This window comes from Nonomuraea sp. KM88, from assembly GCF_052245635.1.
Classification (GTDB): Bacteria; Actinomycetota; Actinomycetes; order Streptosporangiales; family Streptosporangiaceae; genus Nonomuraea.
In genome coordinates, this window is record NZ_JBQQCC010000007.1 from 396,538 (window position 1) to 413,788 (window position 17,251).

At 72.7% G+C, this 17,251-nt stretch carries 17 protein-coding genes; 7 read left to right on the forward strand and 10 right to left on the reverse strand.

From position 1 onward, the window contains the following. Nucleotides 1-18: 18 nt before the first annotated feature. Nucleotides 19-492, reverse strand: coding sequence for a carboxymuconolactone decarboxylase family protein (locus tag ACTWPV_RS23420; RefSeq protein ID WP_443153403.1), 474 nt, complete (start codon nucleotides 490-492; stop codon nucleotides 19-21). A 277-nt stretch (nucleotides 493-769) separates the two neighbouring features. On the opposite strand from ACTWPV_RS23420, the gene ACTWPV_RS23425 reads away from it, so the two are divergent. Next, complete coding sequence (locus ACTWPV_RS23425) at nucleotides 770-1,825, forward strand: hypothetical protein (RefSeq protein ID WP_443153404.1); 1,056 nt, start codon at nucleotides 770-772, stop codon at nucleotides 1,823-1,825. Nucleotides 1,826-1,942: 117 nt separating this feature from the next. Here ACTWPV_RS23425 and ACTWPV_RS23430 read toward each other — a convergent pair whose 3' ends face one another. Further along, on the reverse strand, nucleotides 1,943-2,380 hold the full coding sequence (locus ACTWPV_RS23430; RefSeq protein ID WP_443153405.1) for a TetR family transcriptional regulator C-terminal domain-containing protein: 438 nt from the start codon (nucleotides 2,378-2,380) through the stop codon (nucleotides 1,943-1,945). Between the two features lie 271 nt (nucleotides 2,381-2,651). Between ACTWPV_RS23430 and ACTWPV_RS23435 the strand changes: the two genes are divergently transcribed. Next, nucleotides 2,652-3,380 carry a Clp protease N-terminal domain-containing protein gene (locus ACTWPV_RS23435; RefSeq protein WP_443153406.1) on the forward strand — a complete coding sequence of 243 codons (729 nt, stop codon included), beginning with the start codon at nucleotides 2,652-2,654 and terminating at the stop codon, nucleotides 3,378-3,380. 96 nt (nucleotides 3,381-3,476) lie between these two features. Further along, nucleotides 3,477-4,283 carry a RibD family protein gene (locus ACTWPV_RS23440; RefSeq protein ID WP_347644430.1) on the forward strand — a complete coding sequence of 269 codons (807 nt, stop codon included), beginning with the start codon at nucleotides 3,477-3,479 and terminating at the stop codon, nucleotides 4,281-4,283. 71 nt (nucleotides 4,284-4,354) lie between these two features. Here ACTWPV_RS23440 and ACTWPV_RS23445 read toward each other — a convergent pair whose 3' ends face one another. Genes ACTWPV_RS23445 through ACTWPV_RS23465 form a run of 5 tightly spaced genes read right to left on the reverse strand, consistent with a single transcriptional unit; the run spans nucleotide 4,355 to nucleotide 11,409 of the window. Next, on the reverse strand, nucleotides 4,355-7,075 hold the full coding sequence (locus tag ACTWPV_RS23445) for a sugar-binding protein (protein ID WP_443153407.1): 2,721 nt from the start codon (nucleotides 7,073-7,075) through the stop codon (nucleotides 4,355-4,357). 15 nt (nucleotides 7,076-7,090) lie between these two features. Continuing rightward, nucleotides 7,091-7,891, reverse strand: a complete 801-nt coding sequence (locus tag ACTWPV_RS23450; protein WP_443153408.1) for a carbohydrate ABC transporter permease — start codon at nucleotides 7,889-7,891, stop codon at nucleotides 7,091-7,093. After that, the gene (locus ACTWPV_RS23455) at nucleotides 7,888-8,784 is read right to left on the reverse strand and encodes a carbohydrate ABC transporter permease (RefSeq protein ID WP_443153409.1); all 897 of its coding nucleotides are present in this window, start codon (nucleotides 8,782-8,784) and stop codon (nucleotides 7,888-7,890) included. The genes ACTWPV_RS23450 and ACTWPV_RS23455 overlap by 4 nt, the downstream gene beginning before the upstream one ends. After that, on the reverse strand, nucleotides 8,781-10,178 hold the full coding sequence (locus ACTWPV_RS23460) for an extracellular solute-binding protein (protein WP_443153410.1): 1,398 nt from the start codon (nucleotides 10,176-10,178) through the stop codon (nucleotides 8,781-8,783). The genes ACTWPV_RS23455 and ACTWPV_RS23460 overlap by 4 nt, the downstream gene beginning before the upstream one ends. 4 nt (nucleotides 10,179-10,182) lie before the next feature. Further along, nucleotides 10,183-11,409, reverse strand: a complete 1,227-nt coding sequence (locus ACTWPV_RS23465) for a carbohydrate kinase family protein (RefSeq protein WP_443153411.1) — start codon at nucleotides 11,407-11,409, stop codon at nucleotides 10,183-10,185. Between the two features lie 131 nt (nucleotides 11,410-11,540). Between ACTWPV_RS23465 and ACTWPV_RS23470 the strand changes: the two genes are divergently transcribed. Both ACTWPV_RS23470 and ACTWPV_RS23475 read left to right on the forward strand, forming a co-directional pair. Then, the gene (locus ACTWPV_RS23470; protein ID WP_347644424.1) at nucleotides 11,541-12,293 is read left to right on the forward strand and encodes a DeoR/GlpR family DNA-binding transcription regulator; all 753 of its coding nucleotides are present in this window, start codon (nucleotides 11,541-11,543) and stop codon (nucleotides 12,291-12,293) included. A 28-nt stretch (nucleotides 12,294-12,321) separates the two neighbouring features. Next, nucleotides 12,322-13,665: a 6-phospho-beta-glucosidase gene (locus ACTWPV_RS23475; RefSeq protein WP_443153412.1), complete on the forward strand. Its 1,344-nt coding sequence runs from the start codon at nucleotides 12,322-12,324 to the stop codon at nucleotides 13,663-13,665. Between the two features lie 85 nt (nucleotides 13,666-13,750). Here ACTWPV_RS23475 and ACTWPV_RS23480 read toward each other — a convergent pair whose 3' ends face one another. Beyond that, the gene (locus ACTWPV_RS23480; RefSeq protein ID WP_443153413.1) at nucleotides 13,751-14,539 is read right to left on the reverse strand and encodes a hypothetical protein; all 789 of its coding nucleotides are present in this window, start codon (nucleotides 14,537-14,539) and stop codon (nucleotides 13,751-13,753) included. A gap of 164 nt (nucleotides 14,540-14,703) precedes the next feature. Between ACTWPV_RS23480 and ACTWPV_RS23485 the strand changes: the two genes are divergently transcribed. Both ACTWPV_RS23485 and ACTWPV_RS23490 read left to right on the forward strand, forming a co-directional pair. Further along, the gene (locus ACTWPV_RS23485; RefSeq protein WP_443153414.1) at nucleotides 14,704-15,105 is read left to right on the forward strand and encodes a helix-turn-helix domain-containing protein; all 402 of its coding nucleotides are present in this window, start codon (nucleotides 14,704-14,706) and stop codon (nucleotides 15,103-15,105) included. Nucleotides 15,106-15,178: 73 nt separating this feature from the next. Next, the gene (locus tag ACTWPV_RS23490) at nucleotides 15,179-15,541 is read left to right on the forward strand and encodes a DUF4180 domain-containing protein (protein WP_443153415.1); all 363 of its coding nucleotides are present in this window, start codon (nucleotides 15,179-15,181) and stop codon (nucleotides 15,539-15,541) included. A 23-nt stretch (nucleotides 15,542-15,564) separates the two neighbouring features. Here ACTWPV_RS23490 and ACTWPV_RS23495 read toward each other — a convergent pair whose 3' ends face one another. Together ACTWPV_RS23495 and ACTWPV_RS23500 are read right to left on the reverse strand one after the other, a co-directional pair. Next, complete coding sequence (locus ACTWPV_RS23495) at nucleotides 15,565-16,344, reverse strand: TetR/AcrR family transcriptional regulator C-terminal domain-containing protein (protein WP_443153443.1); 780 nt, start codon at nucleotides 16,342-16,344, stop codon at nucleotides 15,565-15,567. Nucleotides 16,345-16,390: 46 nt separating this feature from the next. After that, nucleotides 16,391-17,233 carry an LLM class flavin-dependent oxidoreductase gene (locus tag ACTWPV_RS23500; RefSeq protein ID WP_443153416.1) on the reverse strand — a complete coding sequence of 281 codons (843 nt, stop codon included), beginning with the start codon at nucleotides 17,231-17,233 and terminating at the stop codon, nucleotides 16,391-16,393. Between the last annotated feature and the right edge of the window lie 18 nt (nucleotides 17,234-17,251).

Consider the following 17,251-nt stretch of genomic DNA (forward strand, 5'->3'; position numbering starts at 1 on the left):
CGGACCCGGGCCTTCCCCTTACCCGAACTGGCCGGGCTGGTAGTCGCCGGCAGGCTGCTGGGTGATGACGTTCAGGCGGTTGAAGGCGTTGATGGTGGCGATGAGCGTCACCAGGGCGGTGAGCTGCTCCTCGTCATAGTGCTTGGCGGCGTTCGCCCAGACCTCGTCGGAGACGCCGCCAGCCGCGTCCGCGAGGCGGGTGCCCTCCTCCGCCAGCTCCAGGGCGGCTCGCTCGGCCTCGGTGTACACCGTCGCCTCCCGCCAGGCCGCGACCAGGTTGAGCCGCACCGAGCTCTCCCCGGCGTGCGCGGCGTCCTTGGTGTGCATGTCGATGCAGAAGGCGCAGCCGTTGATCTGGCTGGCGCGCAGCTGCACCAGTTCCCGCGTCGCCGCCGGCAGGCTCGAGTCCGCGACCACCTTGCTCACCGCGACGAAGTGCTTCATCGCCTTGGCCGCGAGCTGGCTGCCGAAAACGTTCAGACGAGCATCCATGGTGGCTCCTTGTCGTCGTTGCTGGTCGTCTTACTGACGGGCCTGCCCGGCGATGTGTGACAGGAACGGATGTGACATGGGCCACACGGCTCGCGCGGATCCGGGCTCACTGCTCCGGTGCGCCGCGTACATGCTCGGACACGGTGGCAGGCGCGGGCCCGCGGAGGCAGCACCGCGCCACCTGATCCACCGGCCCACCGCGAAACGCCGATCTCCCTGAAGTCCGGACGGCCGGAAACCCGCTGCGGGGCGTCCGGAAATTCGCCACGATATTTCGATGAGTGATGTGTTCGACCTTGGTGAAGATCGGTCGGCGGCGCGGACGCGTGAGCGGTGGCTCGGCCGGATCCTGCGCGAGGGAGCCGTTCCCGAGGCGCTGGAGGTGCTGGCCGAGCGGTTGTCACCCACCGATCTGCAGACGCTGCTGCTCGAGGTCTCCCGCCGGCGTGCCGCCGCGGTGACGCCCGCGCGCCTGCTGAAGGCCTATGAGGACAACCGGTTCACCCGGCCGTCGGCGCTGGACGCCGGTGAGCTGGCACGCCTGGAGGCTCTGGTGCTCGAACGACTTGGCAAGCATGCCTTCACCGCGGTGGCGTTGTCGCCGCTGTGCCCGCTGGGCACCGTCTCGTCGGTGGCTACCGCGGACCAGAACAAGGTCGTCACCACGGTCCGTACCACGGAGGTCGTCGCGGACGTCACCAACGTGCTGGCTCTGGAGTGCGCGGTACGTCGCCGGGATCTGCTCGGGGCCGATCCGCGCTCACGCCGGCGGGTCCGGCTGGGGGCCGTTCACCGCGTGGTGCGCGCCCAGGCCTTCGACGGGCCGGGCATGGCGGCGCACTTCTCGCTGCTGGGCCTGTGCACCGCCGGTCGCGACGAGGGCTCGTTCGCCTTCGAGACAGCCGCCCTGGCCGAGCAGATCGGCGTCCACCTGGACATCCTGCACCAGGCCCGCGCCCTCGGTTACGAGGCCACGAAGGTGCGCGTGTCCGTCACCGACCTGACCGGCGGGCGCCACCGCCGGGCGCTGTGCGAGAACGTCCTGGACCGGCTCGCGCAGGCGCATCCCGGCGCCGCGTTCGGCTTCGACGACGACCGCGCTGCGGGCCGCGGCTACTACAGCGGCGTCTGCTTCGGGATCCGCGCCACCACTCCGGCCGGCGACGACGTCGGCCTCAGCGACGGCGGATCGGTCACCTGGACCGCCGGCCTGCTCGGCAACGCCAAGGAACGCCTGCTGATCAGCGGCATCGGCCTCGAAGGCCTCTGTGCGGGCTTCCGCCTGCCCGGCTCCGAGGAGGAGGTCAGCGGCGATCGTCGTGGGCGGCGATGAGGCCTTCCGTGGTGTATCCCGCTGGCGGGGCGGAACCGCGTCAGCAGCGCAGACCCTCGAACGTCCGTGCGCCCGAGCCCAGCGTGGGCGGGTGGTCGACCAGCGCGTAGCGGTCGGTCAGGCCGGCCGCACCGGATGCGCCGGGCCGAGCCGGTCGAGGACCCGTTCGACCATGGCCACGATCGTGCCGTCGTCGATCTCGCCGAGCAGCCGCTGGGTGCGCAGGCCCTCGATGAGGCAGAGCAGTTCCCGGGCGTCGGCGTCGGCGTCGGCGTCCGGCACGCCGGCCCGGCCGAACTGGTCGGCCACCAGGGTGTGCAGCAGCGCGTACTGCCGGCGGAAGACCTGCGCGAGCTCCGGGTCGGCCGCGGCGCGGAGCGTGAAGGCGGCGGCGATCCTCGCCTCGACGGCACGCTCCTCGTCCAGCGGAAGCAGCTCGATCGCGATCGCGCGCAGCACGCGGCGGGGCGCGGAGGGCTGCGGCGCACCGGCGGCGCGCGCCGAGAGCCTCTCGACCAGGCGACGGCCGTGGTGCTCCAGCGTGAACAGCAGCATGTCGTCCTTGAAGTGGAGGATCGACGTGCGGCCTTGACCGGATCGGAGCGGCTCGCCAGGTGATCGACCCGCGATTTTTGGACACGCCGCTGTACGAGCGCGACGCGCTGGGGCGCCGGTTCGGCTGCACGGTGAGCGTCAAGCTGGAAACGGCGAACCCCGTCCGCAGCACGCGGGGCTCGTCGTCGAGCCCTCGGCGTCGCCGGCGCCGGCGGCCCAAACCGTCAACCGAGGGTTGACGGCAAGCGATCGTCAACCTATGGTTGACGGCATGGACAGTACGGTACGTCTCCACGACCTGATCACCGCGATCAAGACCCGCCACCCCGACGGCGACCCCCTGGGCGAGCTGTCGGACGCGGTGGCCCTGGGCGAGTACATCGGCGAAGTGGCCGACCATCTGATCGGCCACTTCGTCGACCAGGCCAGGCACTCCGGCGCCTCCTGGACCGACATCGGGCGCAGCATGGGCGTCACCAAGCAGGCCGCGCAGAAGCGGTTCGTGCCCAAGGACGGCGGCCCCGACCTGGCGGCCGACATACGCGCCTACGCCCGCTTCACCGATCGGGCCCGCAGCGTCGTCGTGAAGGCGCAGGAGGAGGCGCGGGCGGCGGGCCACGGCCACATCGAGCCCGGCCACCTGGTGCTCGGGCTGCTGCGCGAGCCGGAGGCGCTTGCGGTCGCGACCATGGTGGCGCTCGGCGCGTCACCCGGCTCCGTCGAGGACGCCGTCACGGCCGCGCTCGGGCCGGGCGAGGGCGGCCCCCGGCAGATGATCACGCCGTTCTCCGCGCAGGGCAGGAAGGCTCTGGACCTGACGTTGCGTGAGGGGCTGCGGCTGGGCCACGACTATGTGGGCACCGAGCACATCCTGCTCGGCATCCTGTCGCTGGAGGACGGGCCCGTGGTGCGGGCGCTGGCGGACATGGGCGTGACCAAGGAACCGGCCGAGCGCGAGATCATGCGGGCGATCAGGGAGATCAGGCAGGCCAGGGACTGAGCTCCCGCCGGGGCGGAACGGGGCCCGCGTAACTGTCGGTGGCCATCGATAGAAACGAGACCACCGCCAGATCCCCGGCATGAGGAGCGTGCAGTCATGGAGCAGGAACCCGGGCCGGCCGCCCGGCCGCGCGTCGTGGTCTCCGTGTCGACGTCGGTCGACGGGCGAGTGACGCTCGGCAGCGATCGCCTGCTGATGGAGGCCGATGCCGCCCGGATGTGGCAGTCCATGCAGCCGGAGGGGGCGCAGGCGGCCGAGGACGCGCGTTCGGCGCTGCTGGCCGGTCTGCACCAGCCCCAGGCGGTCCTGGAAGGGAGCGGGTCGCTCGTCACCGGCTCCACCGGGCCGCTGACCGGATTGCCCGAAGAGTTCGATGAGCCGGTGGACACGCTGTTCACGGACTTCCTGCCCGAGGAGGTCGTCGAGCGGCCAGGGCACGAGAAGTGGTTCACGGTCGTCGACAGCCGGGGCCGGGTGGGGTGGTCGATGAAGCGAAACGGCGGATACGACCTGCTGGTGCTGGTGGCCCGCGCCACGCCCGCGGCCTATCTGGCCCATCTGCGCCGGGAGCGGATCCCCTACCTGGTCGCCGGCGGGGAACGCGTCGACCTCGCCGCGGCCCTGCGGCGCATGCGCGACAAGCTGGCGGTCACCTGCGTCGTCTCGACGGCCGGGGGCGGGCTCAACGGCGCGCTGCTCCGGGCCGGTCTCATCGACGAGATCCAGCTGCTCGTCATCCCCGCCGCCATCGGCGGTCACGGCACACCGGCGCTCTTCGACGGCCCCCAACTCGCGGACGGAGAGCTTCCCACCCGGCTGCGGTTGCTCTTCGCCCAGGTCGGAGGCGACGGGATGCTCTGGCTGCGCTACGAGGTCGTCCGCGAGACCGGCGCCACCCCCTGAGCACGAGTTTCCGCGCGTCCCGCCCGAGCGCGTTCCCGTCCGGGCGGGAACGCGCCCGTCCCTCGCTTACGTCAGCGCACGGCGACCTGCGAGACGGCCGTCCCGCCGCCGGTGGCCTCCCACCCGGCCACGACCTTCGGACCGGCGCCCAGCGCCCGGTCCAGCGTGACCGTCACCGTCGATGTCCCCTTGCGGGGCACGGTGACGACGCGGCTGCCCGCCGTGCCCTGGCCGTCGCGGACGAACAGGTGCGCCTCGCCCCCCGCGCCGGCCCGCAGCCGCACCTTCACCGCACCCTCACCGCGCTTCGCGGCGACGGCCGCGCCGCTCTGCGACGGCCTGGCCGCGGGGCCGCCGGCCGGCGGCACGTCCACGCGGACCGCCTGCTCCAGCGACTGCGGCGAGTCCAGGCTGGACAGGGCCGTGTCGGGGATCACCGGGTCGGCCGGGGTGGTCGGCCGGTCCGCCGGCGGCTCGTACCCGGGCAGCGTCGCGACGCCCCACCGGTACGGGTCGCCCTGCACCCCGCCCCACGTCGACCAGCCGATCCGGGTCTGGCCGGTCTTGTCCTGGGTGTCGGAGTCGTACACCAGGACGTTGAGCCCGAGGTGCTCCGGATCGACGGCGGCGGGCAGCACCTCCATCGGGATGGACATCTCCACCGTGTACTCCCCTTCGGACACGGCCGAGGCCACCCGCATGCCCGGAGCGGCCTCCTCGCCCGGCCCCTGGTGGTGGTCGGCGTCCCGCAGGAAACACGGCGGGCCCTCCGTGGTCACCGGCAGCACCGCGGCCTTGAACGTCGTGGAGGTGTTCTCGGACGCGCCGCGCGGATCCAGCGTGACCTCCACGGAGTCGGTGCGCCAGTGCCGCTTGCAGTCGGACACGGGGAGCCGCGTGCCGAGCACGTCGTCCTTCACGTGGACCAGCAGGTACAGCGTGTCGTCGTGCCAGGCGACCTTGGCCGTGCCCGAGCAGTCGGCGGCCGACGAGCAGGCGTCGCCCTCCCAGCGGCGGGAGACGTCGAGGGCGGCGCCGGAGTACTCGCCGTCGCCCTCGGCGCCGTCGACGGCGGGCGCGGAACCGGCCTGCGGGACGGTGGCCGCGGGCACGAGTTCGAGCGCCGGCCTGCTCGTGCTTGAGCCGTCCTCGCCGGTGCTGGTGGTGATGGTGTAGGCGTAGTCGCCGCCCTCGTTGGAGGTCTTCAGCGACGGGTCGGCGTTGGTGACGGTGAACGGCACGGTCGCCGACCTGCCCGCCGCCAGGTCGTCGAAGGCGGCCTCGGCCCGATCGGCGGTGAAGCCGTCGGGGAGGTCCAGGCGTACGGTGCCCGACCGGGTGGCCTGGCTCAGGTTCGTGACCACGACGCCGACCTGCCGGGAGCCGCCCGACGGCAGCGTGAGCACCGGGGTGACGAGGCCGCGCAGCTGCGGCACGCCCACCTCGGCCACCCACGTGCGGAACTGGGCGACCTGGGGGAGGGGCTGCTGCTCGCCGCGGACGGCGGGGCTGAGCTCGACCTGGCGGTCGGTGTAGCCGCGGCCCCGCTCGGTGGTCAGCGCGGCCGCGAGGCGGGCCCGCTCTCCCGCGCCGCCCTCGGGAGGCGTCACCGTGAACGTCGCCTCGCCACTGCGGCCGGGACCGAGCCTGCCGAGGTCGCCGGACCCGCTGACCCGCCAGCCGTCCGGCACGCGCAGCGCCACCGACGAGCGGCCCAGCGGCGTGCGCGGGGGAGCGGTCGCGGTGACCTCGACCGTGAACGCGGTCCCGGGGCGCACGTCGAACGTGCCGGTCCGCAGGGCGAACAGCGTGCCGAGCGGCACGGCGCCCTTCGCCCTGGTCAGCGCGCCGTCGAGGATGGCCGTGGGCGCCGCCGCCGCGTCCGTGCCCGGCTCGGGGAACGGCACCCGCGCGTCCACCTGGGTGAAGAAGTCGCACCCGAGCTGGGCGGGGTCGGCCGGGACGTCGGGGAAGCCGGCCCAGCCCTGGGAGGCGTACGTACGCTGGGCGTCGCGCTCGACGGCGGCCCACGTCGCGCCCTGCGCCGCGGAGGCGCGCCCGCTCCACACGCCGTACACGTTCTGCGCAGGATTGTCCGGCCGGAACGTCGAGGCGCACTCGGGGCCGTTCCTGGAGGTGCCACGCCCGCCGCCGGTCAGCAGCCGGGCGGGAGCGAACGGACGCAGCCCTTCGCGGCTGATCTGCTCGGGGAACGCCTCGGGGTCGGCCGCCGCGTAGAACGCCTCGACGGCCAGCCGCGCGGCCAGCTGGTGGTTGCCGTGGTTGCCGGGCGTGGGGGCCGGGTCCATGGTCAGCAGGATCTCGGGCCTGGTCGTGCGGACGACCCTGACGACCTTCTCCAGCGTGTCGCCGCCCCACACCTGGTACGTCAGCGGGGCGCTCACCGTGTAGTAGAAGTCGACGTCGTCGAGGTTGAACACCTCGCGCACGCCCGCCTTGCCCACGGCCGTGCGCTCCTCGGCCTCGCGCAGCAGGCCGAGCGCCGGGCCCTCCTCGGGCCCGACCGCGTTGCCGCCGCCCTCGCCCCTGGTCACGGTGACGACGCCGGTGCGTACGCCGTGCTCCTCGTTCCACTGCCCGAGCGTCGACAGGCTGAAGGCCTCGTCGTCGGGGTGGGCGCCGACGAACAGCGCGTCGAGGTCGACAGCGGAGGCGGGGGACGCGGGGGAGTCGGGGGAGTCGGGCGGGGCGGCGACGGCCGGTGCGGCCGGCAGGACGGCGAGCAGGACGGCCGCCGCCACGGCCAGCCGGCCCACGGCTGTTGGACGCATGGAACCTCCGGATGACTACTCGCGGACCGCCCCTTGGAGCAGCCCGCGGACGAAATGGCGCTGGAGGAACAGGTAGAAGATCACGACCGGCGTCGCCACGATCACCGAGCCGGCCGCGAGGAGGGTGAAGCCGGAGGTGTACTGGCCCTGGAAGAAGGCCAGACCCAGCGGGGCCGTCCGCAACGACTCGCTGGTCACCATGATCAGCGGGATGAGGAACTCGTTCCAGGTCCACATGAAGACCAGGAGGGTCAGGGTGACGACGGCGGGCCGGGCCGGCGGCAGCAGCACCCGCCACAGGATGCGCCAGCTCGACGCGCCGTCGATGCGCGCCGCCTCGACGATCGCCCGGTTGGACGCACGGAAGTACGCCCGCATCCAGAACGTGCCGAACGCCACCGACAGCGCGACCTGCGGCAACGTCACCGACCAGAACGTGTCGATCAGGCCGAGCGTGCGCAGGTCGAAGTAGAGCGGGACCGCGATGGCCTCGCTCGGCATCATGATCCCGACGAGGAACAGGTAGAACAGCGCCGACTGGCCGCGAAAGCGCATGGTGCCGAACGCGTACCCGCTCATGATTGACAGAACCACGCTCACGACCACGACGAACGCCGACACCAGCAGGCTGCTGCGCAGGTAGGTGTCGAAGTGCCCGATCTCCCAGGCGGCGGCGAAGTTGCCGAGCCCGGCCGTGTCCCCGCTGTCGGCGGGGCCGAGCGCGGCCGCCAGGATTGTCACGATGGGGAAGAGCGCGAACGCGGCGAACGCCGACAGGATGACGTAGTTGGCCACCCGCTCAGCGCGCGAGATCACGTGGTGCTCCTGTCCGCGAACCGGTTGATGCCGAACGAGATGGCGAAGATCACGACGGTGAGCGTCACGCCGATCGCCGCCGCCGAGCCGACCTGGCTGAGCCCGAAGGCCCGGTGGTAGACCTCGTACGACGGCACCGACGTGGAGTCGCCCGGCCCGCCGCGCGTGGTGACGTACACCAGGTCGAACGTGCGCAGCGCGGCGATCACGGTCAGCGTCAGCGCCACCGCGATCTCCCCGCGCACCGACGGCAGCGTGACGGCGAAGAACTCCTTGACGGCCCCAGCCCCGTCGAGCCGCGCCGCCTCGTACAGCTCGCCGGGGATGCGGCTCATCCCGGCCAGCAGCAGCACGGTCACCAGCCCCGTCTCGAACCACGTGCCGACCACCCCGACCGCGGGCAGCGCGAACGTGTGGTCGCCCAGCCAGCCCCGCGTCAGCGAGTCGAGCCCGAGCGCGCCGAGCAGGCTGTTGAGCGTGCCGTCGGGGGCGTAGATGCGCCGCCAGGCGACGGCCACCACGACCATGGCGATCACCTGCGGCAGGAACACCACCGTGCGGAAGAACCCGAGCCCGCGGACCTTGGCGTGGTGGAGGATCGCCGCCAGCGCCAGCCCGATGGCCAGCGGCACGACCGCGTAGAACACGATGAGCACCAGGGCGTGGCCGAAGGCGGCCCGCAGCCCTTCGTCGGCGACGATCGCCACGTAGTTGTCCAGGCCGGCCCAGCGGCCGAGCGACAACCCGTCCCAGTCGAAGAACGACAGGTGGACCGCGCGGCCGATCGGGTAGAGCAGGAACGCCGCGTAGATCACGAACGCCGGGAGCAGGTAGAGGTAGGCGACGCGGCGCGGCTCCCCCGGGGGCCGGGCCGCGCCCGTCCGCTGGGTCACCCGTTGCTCTCAGCGAACGTCTTGTAGTCCTTCTCCAGCGTGGCCAGGAACTCCTGCGGGCTCGCCTTCTCCGCCAGCAGGTCCTGCAGCGCCGCGCCCAGCGTGTCGGCGAACGTCGGGGTGGCGTAGTCGAGGTAGGGGACCAGCCCGTTCTCCGCGGTCACCGTGCCGAACGCGGTGAAGACGTCCTGCTGCGGGCCCTCGGACACCTTCTGCGCGGCCGTGTCGGCGACGGGCAGGTTGCCGGTGTCGGCGAGCGTCTTCATCGCGTCGGCGCTGGTGATGAAGTCGATGTACGCCGCCGCCGCCTCGGGGTGCGGGCTCTTCGCCGTGATCGCGAACGGCAGGCCGGTGCCGCCGGTCGCGACGGGCGCGCCGCCGGCCGTGGCGCCCGGCGGCAGGATGAAGCCGAGGTCGTCGCCCAGGTTCTTCTGCAGGTCGGCGAGGAGCCACGTGCCCGCGATCATGAAGACGCCCTCGCCCTTGCCGAACGCCTGCCACGCCGGGTCGTAACCCTGCCCGTTGAAGCCCTTGTTGAAGTAGCCCTTGCCGACCCAGTCGACGAGCTGCTGGGCGGCCCTGGTGTTCTCGGGCGTGTTCCACGAGGCGCCCTTGCGGCCGAAGGCCAGCGTGCGGATCTGGTCGGCGGGCACCTCGCGGCTCTGCACGGTGCCGAACACGTGCACGGCCGGCCACTTGTCGAGGTTGCCCAGCTGCATCGGCACCTCGCCGGCGGCCTTGGCCTCGGCCAGCGCCGCCTGGAACTCCGCCCAGGTCTTCGGCGGCTCCAGGCCCAGCTCGGTGAGTTTGGCGGCGTTGTAGAAGATGCCGACGACCTCGCCGACCTGCGGCAGGCCGTACAGGTTGCCCTCGCCGAACAGCTTGCCGTCGGCGCTGTAGCGCGAGTAGCGCAGCACCGACTCCGGATAGCGCTCCTTCCACCCGTACGCCTCGGCGTAGGCGTCCAGCGGCAGCAGCTGGCCGGCCTTGACGAACGCGCCCATCGAGGAACGGCCGTTGTTGGCCTCCACCACGTCGGGCGGCTCGTTGCCGCTGAGCGCCAGGCGCAGGGTGGTGTTGAGGTCGTCGAAGGAGCGGGACACCCGGTTGAGCTTGATGTTGGGGTATTTCGCCTCGAACGCGGCGTTGAGCTGTTTCATCTGGGCCGCCTGCCCGCCGCGTACCTCCTGGTCCCAGACCGTGAGTGTGACGTCGCCGAGGGTGGCGGCGTCGGTGCGGACCGCCGACGCGCTCGGCTGCGAGGGGGTGGCCGCCGGCGGGGCCGAGGAGCCGGGCGCGCACGCCGTGAGGGCCAGGGCCGCCGCGGCGAGCGCGGCGAGCGTCCTGGAACCCGGCGATCTCGTGCTCCGGCCTTCTCGCGTCGGGGCGATCATGGTGTTACTCCTTCTGCGCAGGCACGCGAGACGTGGCCGGGCCCTCGTCGCCGGGGCCGTCGGACGCCTCGTGGGGGGTCTGGTGCGGCTGCGTGCCCGTGGCTCCGGGCGGCATGCCCACGTCGGCGTAGCGGGCGATGGTGGCCGCGGCGCGGCGGACCGCGCCCACCGGGACGGTGGGCACCAGCCGGTCGAGGAAGGCGTAGCGGCGGGCCAGCGAGCTGCCGTAGGCGCCGCTGTGGTCGGCCGCCGCGCGCACCTCGTGCCACCAGTCGGCGATGTCGCCCCAGCCGGGCGCGGCCAGCGAGCCGCCGAACTGCTGCACCGCGAGCCCCGCGCAGACCTGCGCGAAGGCCAGCCGGTCGGCGAGCGGCCAGCGGCACAGCGTGCCGAGCACGAGTCCGGCGCCGAAGACGTCGCCCGCGCCTGTGGGGTCGAGCGCCGTCACCCGTGGCGCGGGGACGAACGCCTCCTCGCCCGTCGTGGAGTCGATGGCCATGGCGCCGTTGGCCCCGTCGGTCACCACCGCGAGGGGGACCTTGTCGGCGATCGCGTAGAGCGCGTCGCGCGGGGTGTCGGCGCCGGTGTAGGCCATCGCCTCGATCGCGTTGGGCATGAACGCGTGGCAGAAGGAGAGCTGATCGAGCATCGACGCGGGCCAGGAGCCCGACGGGTCCCAGCCGACGTCCGCGAAGATGAGGGCGCCGTTCCGGTGGGCCGGCTCGGCCCAGTTGCTCGAGCCGCCGGGCGAGCCGAGCGGCTCGTCGGGGGAGATCGTCACGATGACCGCCCGGGAGCGGGGCGGGGAGCCGATCATCTCGGCGCTCGCCATGGGGGCGGGGTGGCCGTGCGTCACCATGCTGCGGTCGCGGTCGACCGCCATGGAGACCGTCACCGGCGAGTGCCAGTGCTCGAAGCGCCGCGACCTGGACAGGTCGACCGCCTCCTGCTCCTCGAGCGTGCGCCAGCAGAAGTCGCCGTAGTCGTCGTCGCCGAACGCGGCGGCCAGCGCGGTGCGCAGGCCCAGCCGGCTGGTCGCGATGGCCAGATTGGCGATGCCGCCGGGGCACGAGCCCATCCCCTCGGCCCAGATCTCGGTGCCCGCGGCGGGCATGGCGGGCAGGCCGGTGAAGATGATGTCGAGGAAGACGGTGCCCGCCAGGAACACGTCGAACTGCGGACCCTCGGGGGTGCGCTCTTCGGCGAGAGGGTCGTACGCCTGGACAGACACGGGGATGGGGCCTCCTCGACACTCCGATTGTGCGCAATCTTGCATGTTTGCTCGCGTACTTCAAGTGCTTTGCCGGTGTTTTTGCTCAGTGATGCTCACTCTTGCGCGAATTTGACTGATAGACTCGCGCCGTGCTTCAGCGCCTCCGGCATGCCGAGATCATGCGAAGGGTCCGGCTCTCCGGCGCGACCAGCGTCCGCGATCTCGCCAGCCAGCTCGGCGTGAGCCCGTCCACCATCCGCAGGGACCTCGAGGTGCTCGACCGCGACGGCACGCTCAGGCGCGTCCGCGGGGGCGCCCTGGCCGACGCCGACGACGACCGGCCCTTCGCCGAGGTGGCCGGGGTCGACGAGCAGGACAAGGAGGCCGTGGCCGCACGGGCCGCGCAGCTCGTCGCCGACGGCGAGGTGCTGCTGCTCGACATCGGCACCACGACGATGCGGCTGGCCCGGCGGCTGCGCGGCCGGCGGGTCACGGTGGTCACCTCCAGCCTGGCCGTGCTCGACGCGCTCCGCGCCGATTCCGCGGTCGAGCTGCTGCTGCTCGGCGGCATGGTGCGCAGGACGTACCACTCGCTGGTCGGGGTGCTCACCGAGGCGGCGCTGAGCCAGGTCGTCGCCGACCGGGTGTTCCTGGGAGCCAGCGGCGTGCGGCCCGACGGGCAGCTCGTCGACACCACGCTGGCCGAGGTCCCGCTGAAGCGCGCCATGATCGCGGCGGCCGAGCAGGTGGTGCTGCTCGTCGACCGGCACAAGTTCCCCGGCACCGGCGCCCTGCGGGTGTGCGGGCCCGAGGACATCGACGTGATCGTCACCAATGACGGCGCCGACGAGACGACGCTGGGCGCCTGCGTCGCCGCGGGCGCCCAGGTGCTTCTCGCATGACAGGTGCTTCTCACATGAAGGGGTGCGGATGAGACTGGCCGTCCTCGGAGGCGGAGGCTTCAGGGTCCCGCTCGTCTACGGCGCGCTCCTGCGCGACGCCGCCAAGCCACGCGTGGACGAGGTGGTGCTCCACGACGTGTCCGCCGAGCGGCTCGAGGCCGTCCGGTACGTGCTGCGCTCCCAGGCCGCCGGGCACGACGACCCGCCCGAGGTGCGCGTCACCACCGACCTGGACACCGCGCTGCGCGACGCGGACTTCGTCTTCTCCGCCATCCGCGTCGGCGGGCTGGCGGGCCGCGTCGCCGACGAACGGGTCGCTCTGGAACTGGGCCTGCTCGGCCAGGAGACGACCGGCCCTGGTGGCATCGCCTACGGCCTGCGCACCGTCCCTGTCGCGGTGCGGGTGGCCGAGCGGGTGGCCGCCCTCGCCCCCCAGGCCTGGGTCATCAACTTCACCAACCCCGCCGGCATGATCACCGAGGCCATGCGCCAGGTGCTCGGCGACCGCGTGATCGGCATCTGCGACTCGCCGATCGGGCTGGTGCGCCGGGCCGCCGCCGCGCTCGGGCTCGACCCGGCACGCGTGTCGCCCGCGTACGTGGGGCTCAACCACCTCGGCTGGTTGTGCGGCCTGACCCACCAGGGCGAGGACGTCCTGCCCCGCCTGCTCGCCGACGACGCGGCACTGCGGCAGGTGGAGGAGGCCCGCGTCTTCGGCGCCGACTGGGTGCGCACGCTGGGCGCGATCCCCAACGAATACCTGTACTACTACTACTTCACCCGCGAGTCGGTCGCCGCGATCTCCGGCCGCACCCGTGGCGAGACCCTGCTGCGGCAGCAGGACGACTTCTACGCGGCCGTGCGGGCCCGGCCGGGCGACGCCCTGACCGCATGGGAGAGGGCACGCAGGGAGCGTGACGAGTCGTACATGGCCGAGGCCCGCGACGTGACCGCGGCCGGCGAGCGCGACGACGCCGACCTGGAGGCGGGCGGCTACGAAGGCATCGCGCTCGCGCTCATGGCCGCCATCGCGCGCGGGGAGCCGTCCACCATGATCCTCAACGTGCGCAACGGCGGCGCGGTGCCCGGGCTGCCCGCCGACGCGGTCGTGGAGATCCCGTGCGCGGTGGGCGGCGGAGGAGCGCGGCCGCTGGCCGCCGGGCCGCTCCCCGGCCGCTTCCTCGGCCTGGTCCAGCAGGTGAAGGCGGTGGAGCAGACGGCCATCGAGGCGGCGCTGTCGGGGTCGCCGCGGCTGGCGGCTGCGGCGTTCGCGCTGCATCCGCTGGTCGACTCGGCAGGGGTGGCCCGCGAGCTGCTCGACGGCTACCGGGCCCGCATCCCGGAGCTGGACGCGGTCTTCTCCCGGCCCTGATCCGCGCGGGTCTCCGGCGCGCGCGGCGACTCGCCCACCATGGACATCGCCCACCATGGACACCGCCGAGCGGTGCCAGGGGCTGTCACCAGCTGAGCACCCGCAACGGGGCCCTGTCCCCGGCGGGCTCGGCTCGCGTGCGCAGCTCCGGCACGGCATCGCGCAGCACCTTGATCCCGAGCGGCACGAGCACCAGGCACAGTGCGGCGCCTGACAGAACCCCGTCGATCAGCTCGCTCCTCTTCAGCACACCGGTCCACAGCCAGCCCGAGAACAGGAACAACACCAGCCGCCCGGTGCCGAACGTGCCCGAGCGGAAGGCGGCCAGACCGAGGAGCAGCGTCCCGATGTAGAGGCCGAAGGCCGCGGATACCGGCACGCGCCAGGGCCCATAGGAGACGTCCGCGTACAGGTCCATCACGATCTCGGTCGTCCGCTCCAGCCCGAGCGTCCCGATGAGCTGCAGGGCCGTCTCGTCCACGCCCGCCCAGTACAGGCGCGAGAACAGCCCCACGACGACCATCGCGCCGCCCACGCGGGCCGGCCAGGGTGAGCGGCCGGCGGCCACCCTGGCCAGGACGACGATGGCCAGGCACAACACGATGGCCCCCGCCGTGTAACAGGCGTACCCGGCGGTGGCCAGCCCCGGGTTCACGGTGTAGGCGGCCAGTTGCTCGGGTGCGGCGAACGGCTGCGTGGCGAAGTGCGCCCGCTGCTGCGGCGTGAAATCCGCCGTGCTCTGCGCCAGGTGGCGCAGCGTCAAGCCGGCGAACCACAGGAGCGGCCCGAGCACCAGGGCGCCGCCTCCGAGGAAGCGCCCGGGAAACCAGGCGTTGTGGTGAACCGACGCGGGAGCGATGGTGATCAGTGACATGCCGGCAGCCTGGCGTGCGAGGGGAGGCCGCCACATCTGCCGTTCGGCGCGTAGGACGGTTCACTTTCGTCAGGGGTGCCGCGGAGAACTGATCGATGAGACGGCGCATAGGGGCAGGCGTAATTCCCTATCACTCCCTTACCTGCCCCATAATGGGGAGTGTTATGGAGCATTACACCGTGGAGCAGGTGGCGGCCCAGCTGGGGCTGCACGTCAAGACCGTGCGCAACTACGTGCGTGACGGGCGGCTGCCCGCCGTCCGGATCGGCAAGCGGTACCGCGTCGCCAAGGAGGACCTGGCGGCGTTCACCGGCCTGCCGGTCGCCGACCCCGCTCCCGCGCGCCGCGCCGAGGTGTCGAGCATCGTGCAGATCGACGGCATCGCCAGGGCCGACATGGACCGCGTCAGCACGATGGTTCTGGGCGCCCTGGCCGGCGAGCCGCGCGGGCTGCGCGTGGAGTTCGTCCACGACGAGGAGCGCTCCCACCTGAAGATCATCGTTCTGGGCGGGCTCGAGGAGACCGCCCAGGTGTTGCGGATCGTCGACGCCCTCGTGCGCGCATGACCTCGCCGCCGAACCCGATCGCTGACTGGATCACCGACTGGATCACTGGCCGGATCACTGACTGGAGACCACCATGCCCGACCTGTACGTCTGCGACCCGCACGGCGAGCCCCTGCGCGAGACCCGCGACGCGCTCGACCTGATCGGCGAGGCCTGGGGGCGGCAGGCCACCTGGGTGGCCGTCCCCATGGAGCGCCTGCACGACGACTTCTTCGTCCTGCGCAGCGGTGTCGCAGGCGAGTTCGCGCAGAAGTTCGTCAACTACCGGATCGGCCTGGCGGTGGTCGGCGACGTCTCCCGTCTCGCCCCTCCCGGCTCCGCGCTGGAGGCGTGGGTGACCGAGTCGAACCGGGGCGAGCACATCTGGTTCGTACGCGACCTCGACGAGCTGGCGGAACGGCGGTCGGGCCGGGACGGCCCCGCCGGTCGGCGCTGAGGCGAGCGGACCGGCCCGGAGGCTCAGCCGGACTTCACGGCCACCTCGATGCCGTCGAGGAGCACGGCCAGGCCGCCGGCGAACGTCTCGCCGACCCGGTGTTCGAGGTAGGGCTCGTCCGTCGCGGGCCCGTCGTCCTCCGACTCCACCCACGTCACCATGGGGAACCGGGCGGCGAACCCGGGCGCCACCTCCTCCAGCAGCGACGAGCGGGCCCGCCACCACTCCTCGTCGGACACCCCGGTCGCCGACGGCGCCTGCCGCGACTCGGAGACGGTCCGCGCCGCGCCTCGGACGAAGTCGGACAGCAGAGCCACGACCCCCCGCATCCGGTGCGGCCGCAGGCCGGTCTCGCGCAGGATCCGGACCAGGCCATCCAGCATCGCGAACTCGTTGGGCCCCAGCACCGGCCGCGCCTGCGACACCTGCAGCACCCACGGATGCCGCAGGTAGAACGCCAGCACGTCCTCGGCCCACGACGTGACGGCCGCCCGCCACCCGCCGCTCAGGTCGTGCCCGGTGGGCAACTCCGCGAGGGCCCGGTCGTACATCAGGTCGACCAGCTCGCCCTTGCTCGGCACGTAGGTGTAGAGCGCCATCCCGGTGCGGCCGAGCCGCTCGCCGACCCTGCGCATGGACAGCGCCGCCATGCCCTCGCTGTCGGCCACGGCGATGGCGGCGTCGACGATCGCGTCGACGCTCAGCCCTGGTTTGGGGCCGGGCCGCACCTCTCCCGACTCTCCCGTGCGCCACAGCAGTGCCATGGAACGGCGCGCGTCACCCTGCCCGGCGAAGACGACCAACGCGGAACTCCCCACGCGGAACAAACTCTTTACGCCATAAAGGCTATCAGCGGGCGCCTCTGCGGGCGGCCACCGCGGCGATCATCTCCCAGGCCGCCTCCGGGTGGAGAGTCTCGTCGGGGTCGCCGGAGAAGGGGTCGAGGACGACGGTCTCCGCCCCGAGCAGGCGCAGTTGCTCGAGGTCGTCGACGATCTGCTCGATCGTGCCCTCGCCCGCGAGCCGCTCGGGGCCGGTGACGGGCGACGCGGTGACCCGCAGCAGAATCCTGGGCGCCAGGCCGGGCACCGGCCGTCCCTGCTCGGCGGCGAGGTCTTTCAACCGCGGCCAGGTCTCCCGCAGGTAGGGCATGGTGTTCTTGAGCGGGTGCCAGGCCTCGCCGAACCGTGCCGCCCTGCGCAGGGCCGCGTCGCTGTTGCCGCCCACCCAGATCGGTATGGAGCCGGAGCGGTAGTCGTGCTCGGCGGCCCAGGCGGCGCGGATCGCCGCGAGATGCTCGTCGGTCAGCCGGCCGCGCCGCTCGTGCGCCACGCCGAGCGCCTCGAACTCCTGCCGCGCCCACCCGACGCCGACGCCCAGCACCAGCCGCCCGCCGCTGAGGTCGTTGAGGTTGGCCGCCATGCGGGCCACGAGCAGCGGGTGCCGGTAGGGGACGATCAGCACGGTCGTGCCGAGGGCGATGCGGCTGGTGCACCCGGCGAGCCAGGCGAGGGTGGTGAAGGGCTCGTAGAAGGGCGCCGGATATTTCTGCGCCACGTCGGGGGTGATCACCACGTGGTCGGACACCATCAGCAGGTCGAACCCCAGCCCTTCGGCGGTCTGCGCCCACCGCCGAAGGATGCCGGGGTCGGTGCCGGGGCCGAAGTTGGGAACGTTCACGCCGAGTCGCACCGGGACAGGCTACCGAAT

What these genes read in the sequence shown, in the direction of transcription:
- ACTWPV_RS23420 (WP_443153403.1), bottom strand. Translation starts at nt 492, where the DNA reads ATGGATGCTCGTCTGAACGTTTTCGGCAGCCAGCTCGCGGCCAAGGCG.
- ACTWPV_RS23425 (WP_443153404.1), top strand. Translation starts at nt 770, where the DNA reads ATGAGTGATGTGTTCGACCTTGGTGAAGATCGGTCGGCGGCGCGGACG.
- ACTWPV_RS23430 (WP_443153405.1), bottom strand. Translation starts at nt 2,380, where the DNA reads ATGCTGCTGTTCACGCTGGAGCACCACGGCCGTCGCCTGGTCGAGAGG.
- ACTWPV_RS23435 (WP_443153406.1), top strand. Translation starts at nt 2,652, where the DNA reads ATGGACAGTACGGTACGTCTCCACGACCTGATCACCGCGATCAAGACC.
- ACTWPV_RS23440 (WP_347644430.1), top strand. Translation starts at nt 3,477, where the DNA reads ATGGAGCAGGAACCCGGGCCGGCCGCCCGGCCGCGCGTCGTGGTCTCC.
- ACTWPV_RS23445 (WP_443153407.1), bottom strand. Translation starts at nt 7,075, where the DNA reads ATGCGTCCAACAGCCGTGGGCCGGCTGGCCGTGGCGGCGGCCGTCCTG.
- ACTWPV_RS23460 (WP_443153410.1), bottom strand. Translation starts at nt 10,178, where the DNA reads ATGATCGCCCCGACGCGAGAAGGCCGGAGCACGAGATCGCCGGGTTCC.
- ACTWPV_RS23475 (WP_443153412.1), top strand. Translation starts at nt 12,322, where the DNA reads ATGAGACTGGCCGTCCTCGGAGGCGGAGGCTTCAGGGTCCCGCTCGTC.
- ACTWPV_RS23480 (WP_443153413.1), bottom strand. Translation starts at nt 14,539, where the DNA reads ATGTCACTGATCACCATCGCTCCCGCGTCGGTTCACCACAACGCCTGG.
- ACTWPV_RS23485 (WP_443153414.1), top strand. Translation starts at nt 14,704, where the DNA reads ATGGAGCATTACACCGTGGAGCAGGTGGCGGCCCAGCTGGGGCTGCAC.
- ACTWPV_RS23490 (WP_443153415.1), top strand. Translation starts at nt 15,179, where the DNA reads ATGCCCGACCTGTACGTCTGCGACCCGCACGGCGAGCCCCTGCGCGAG.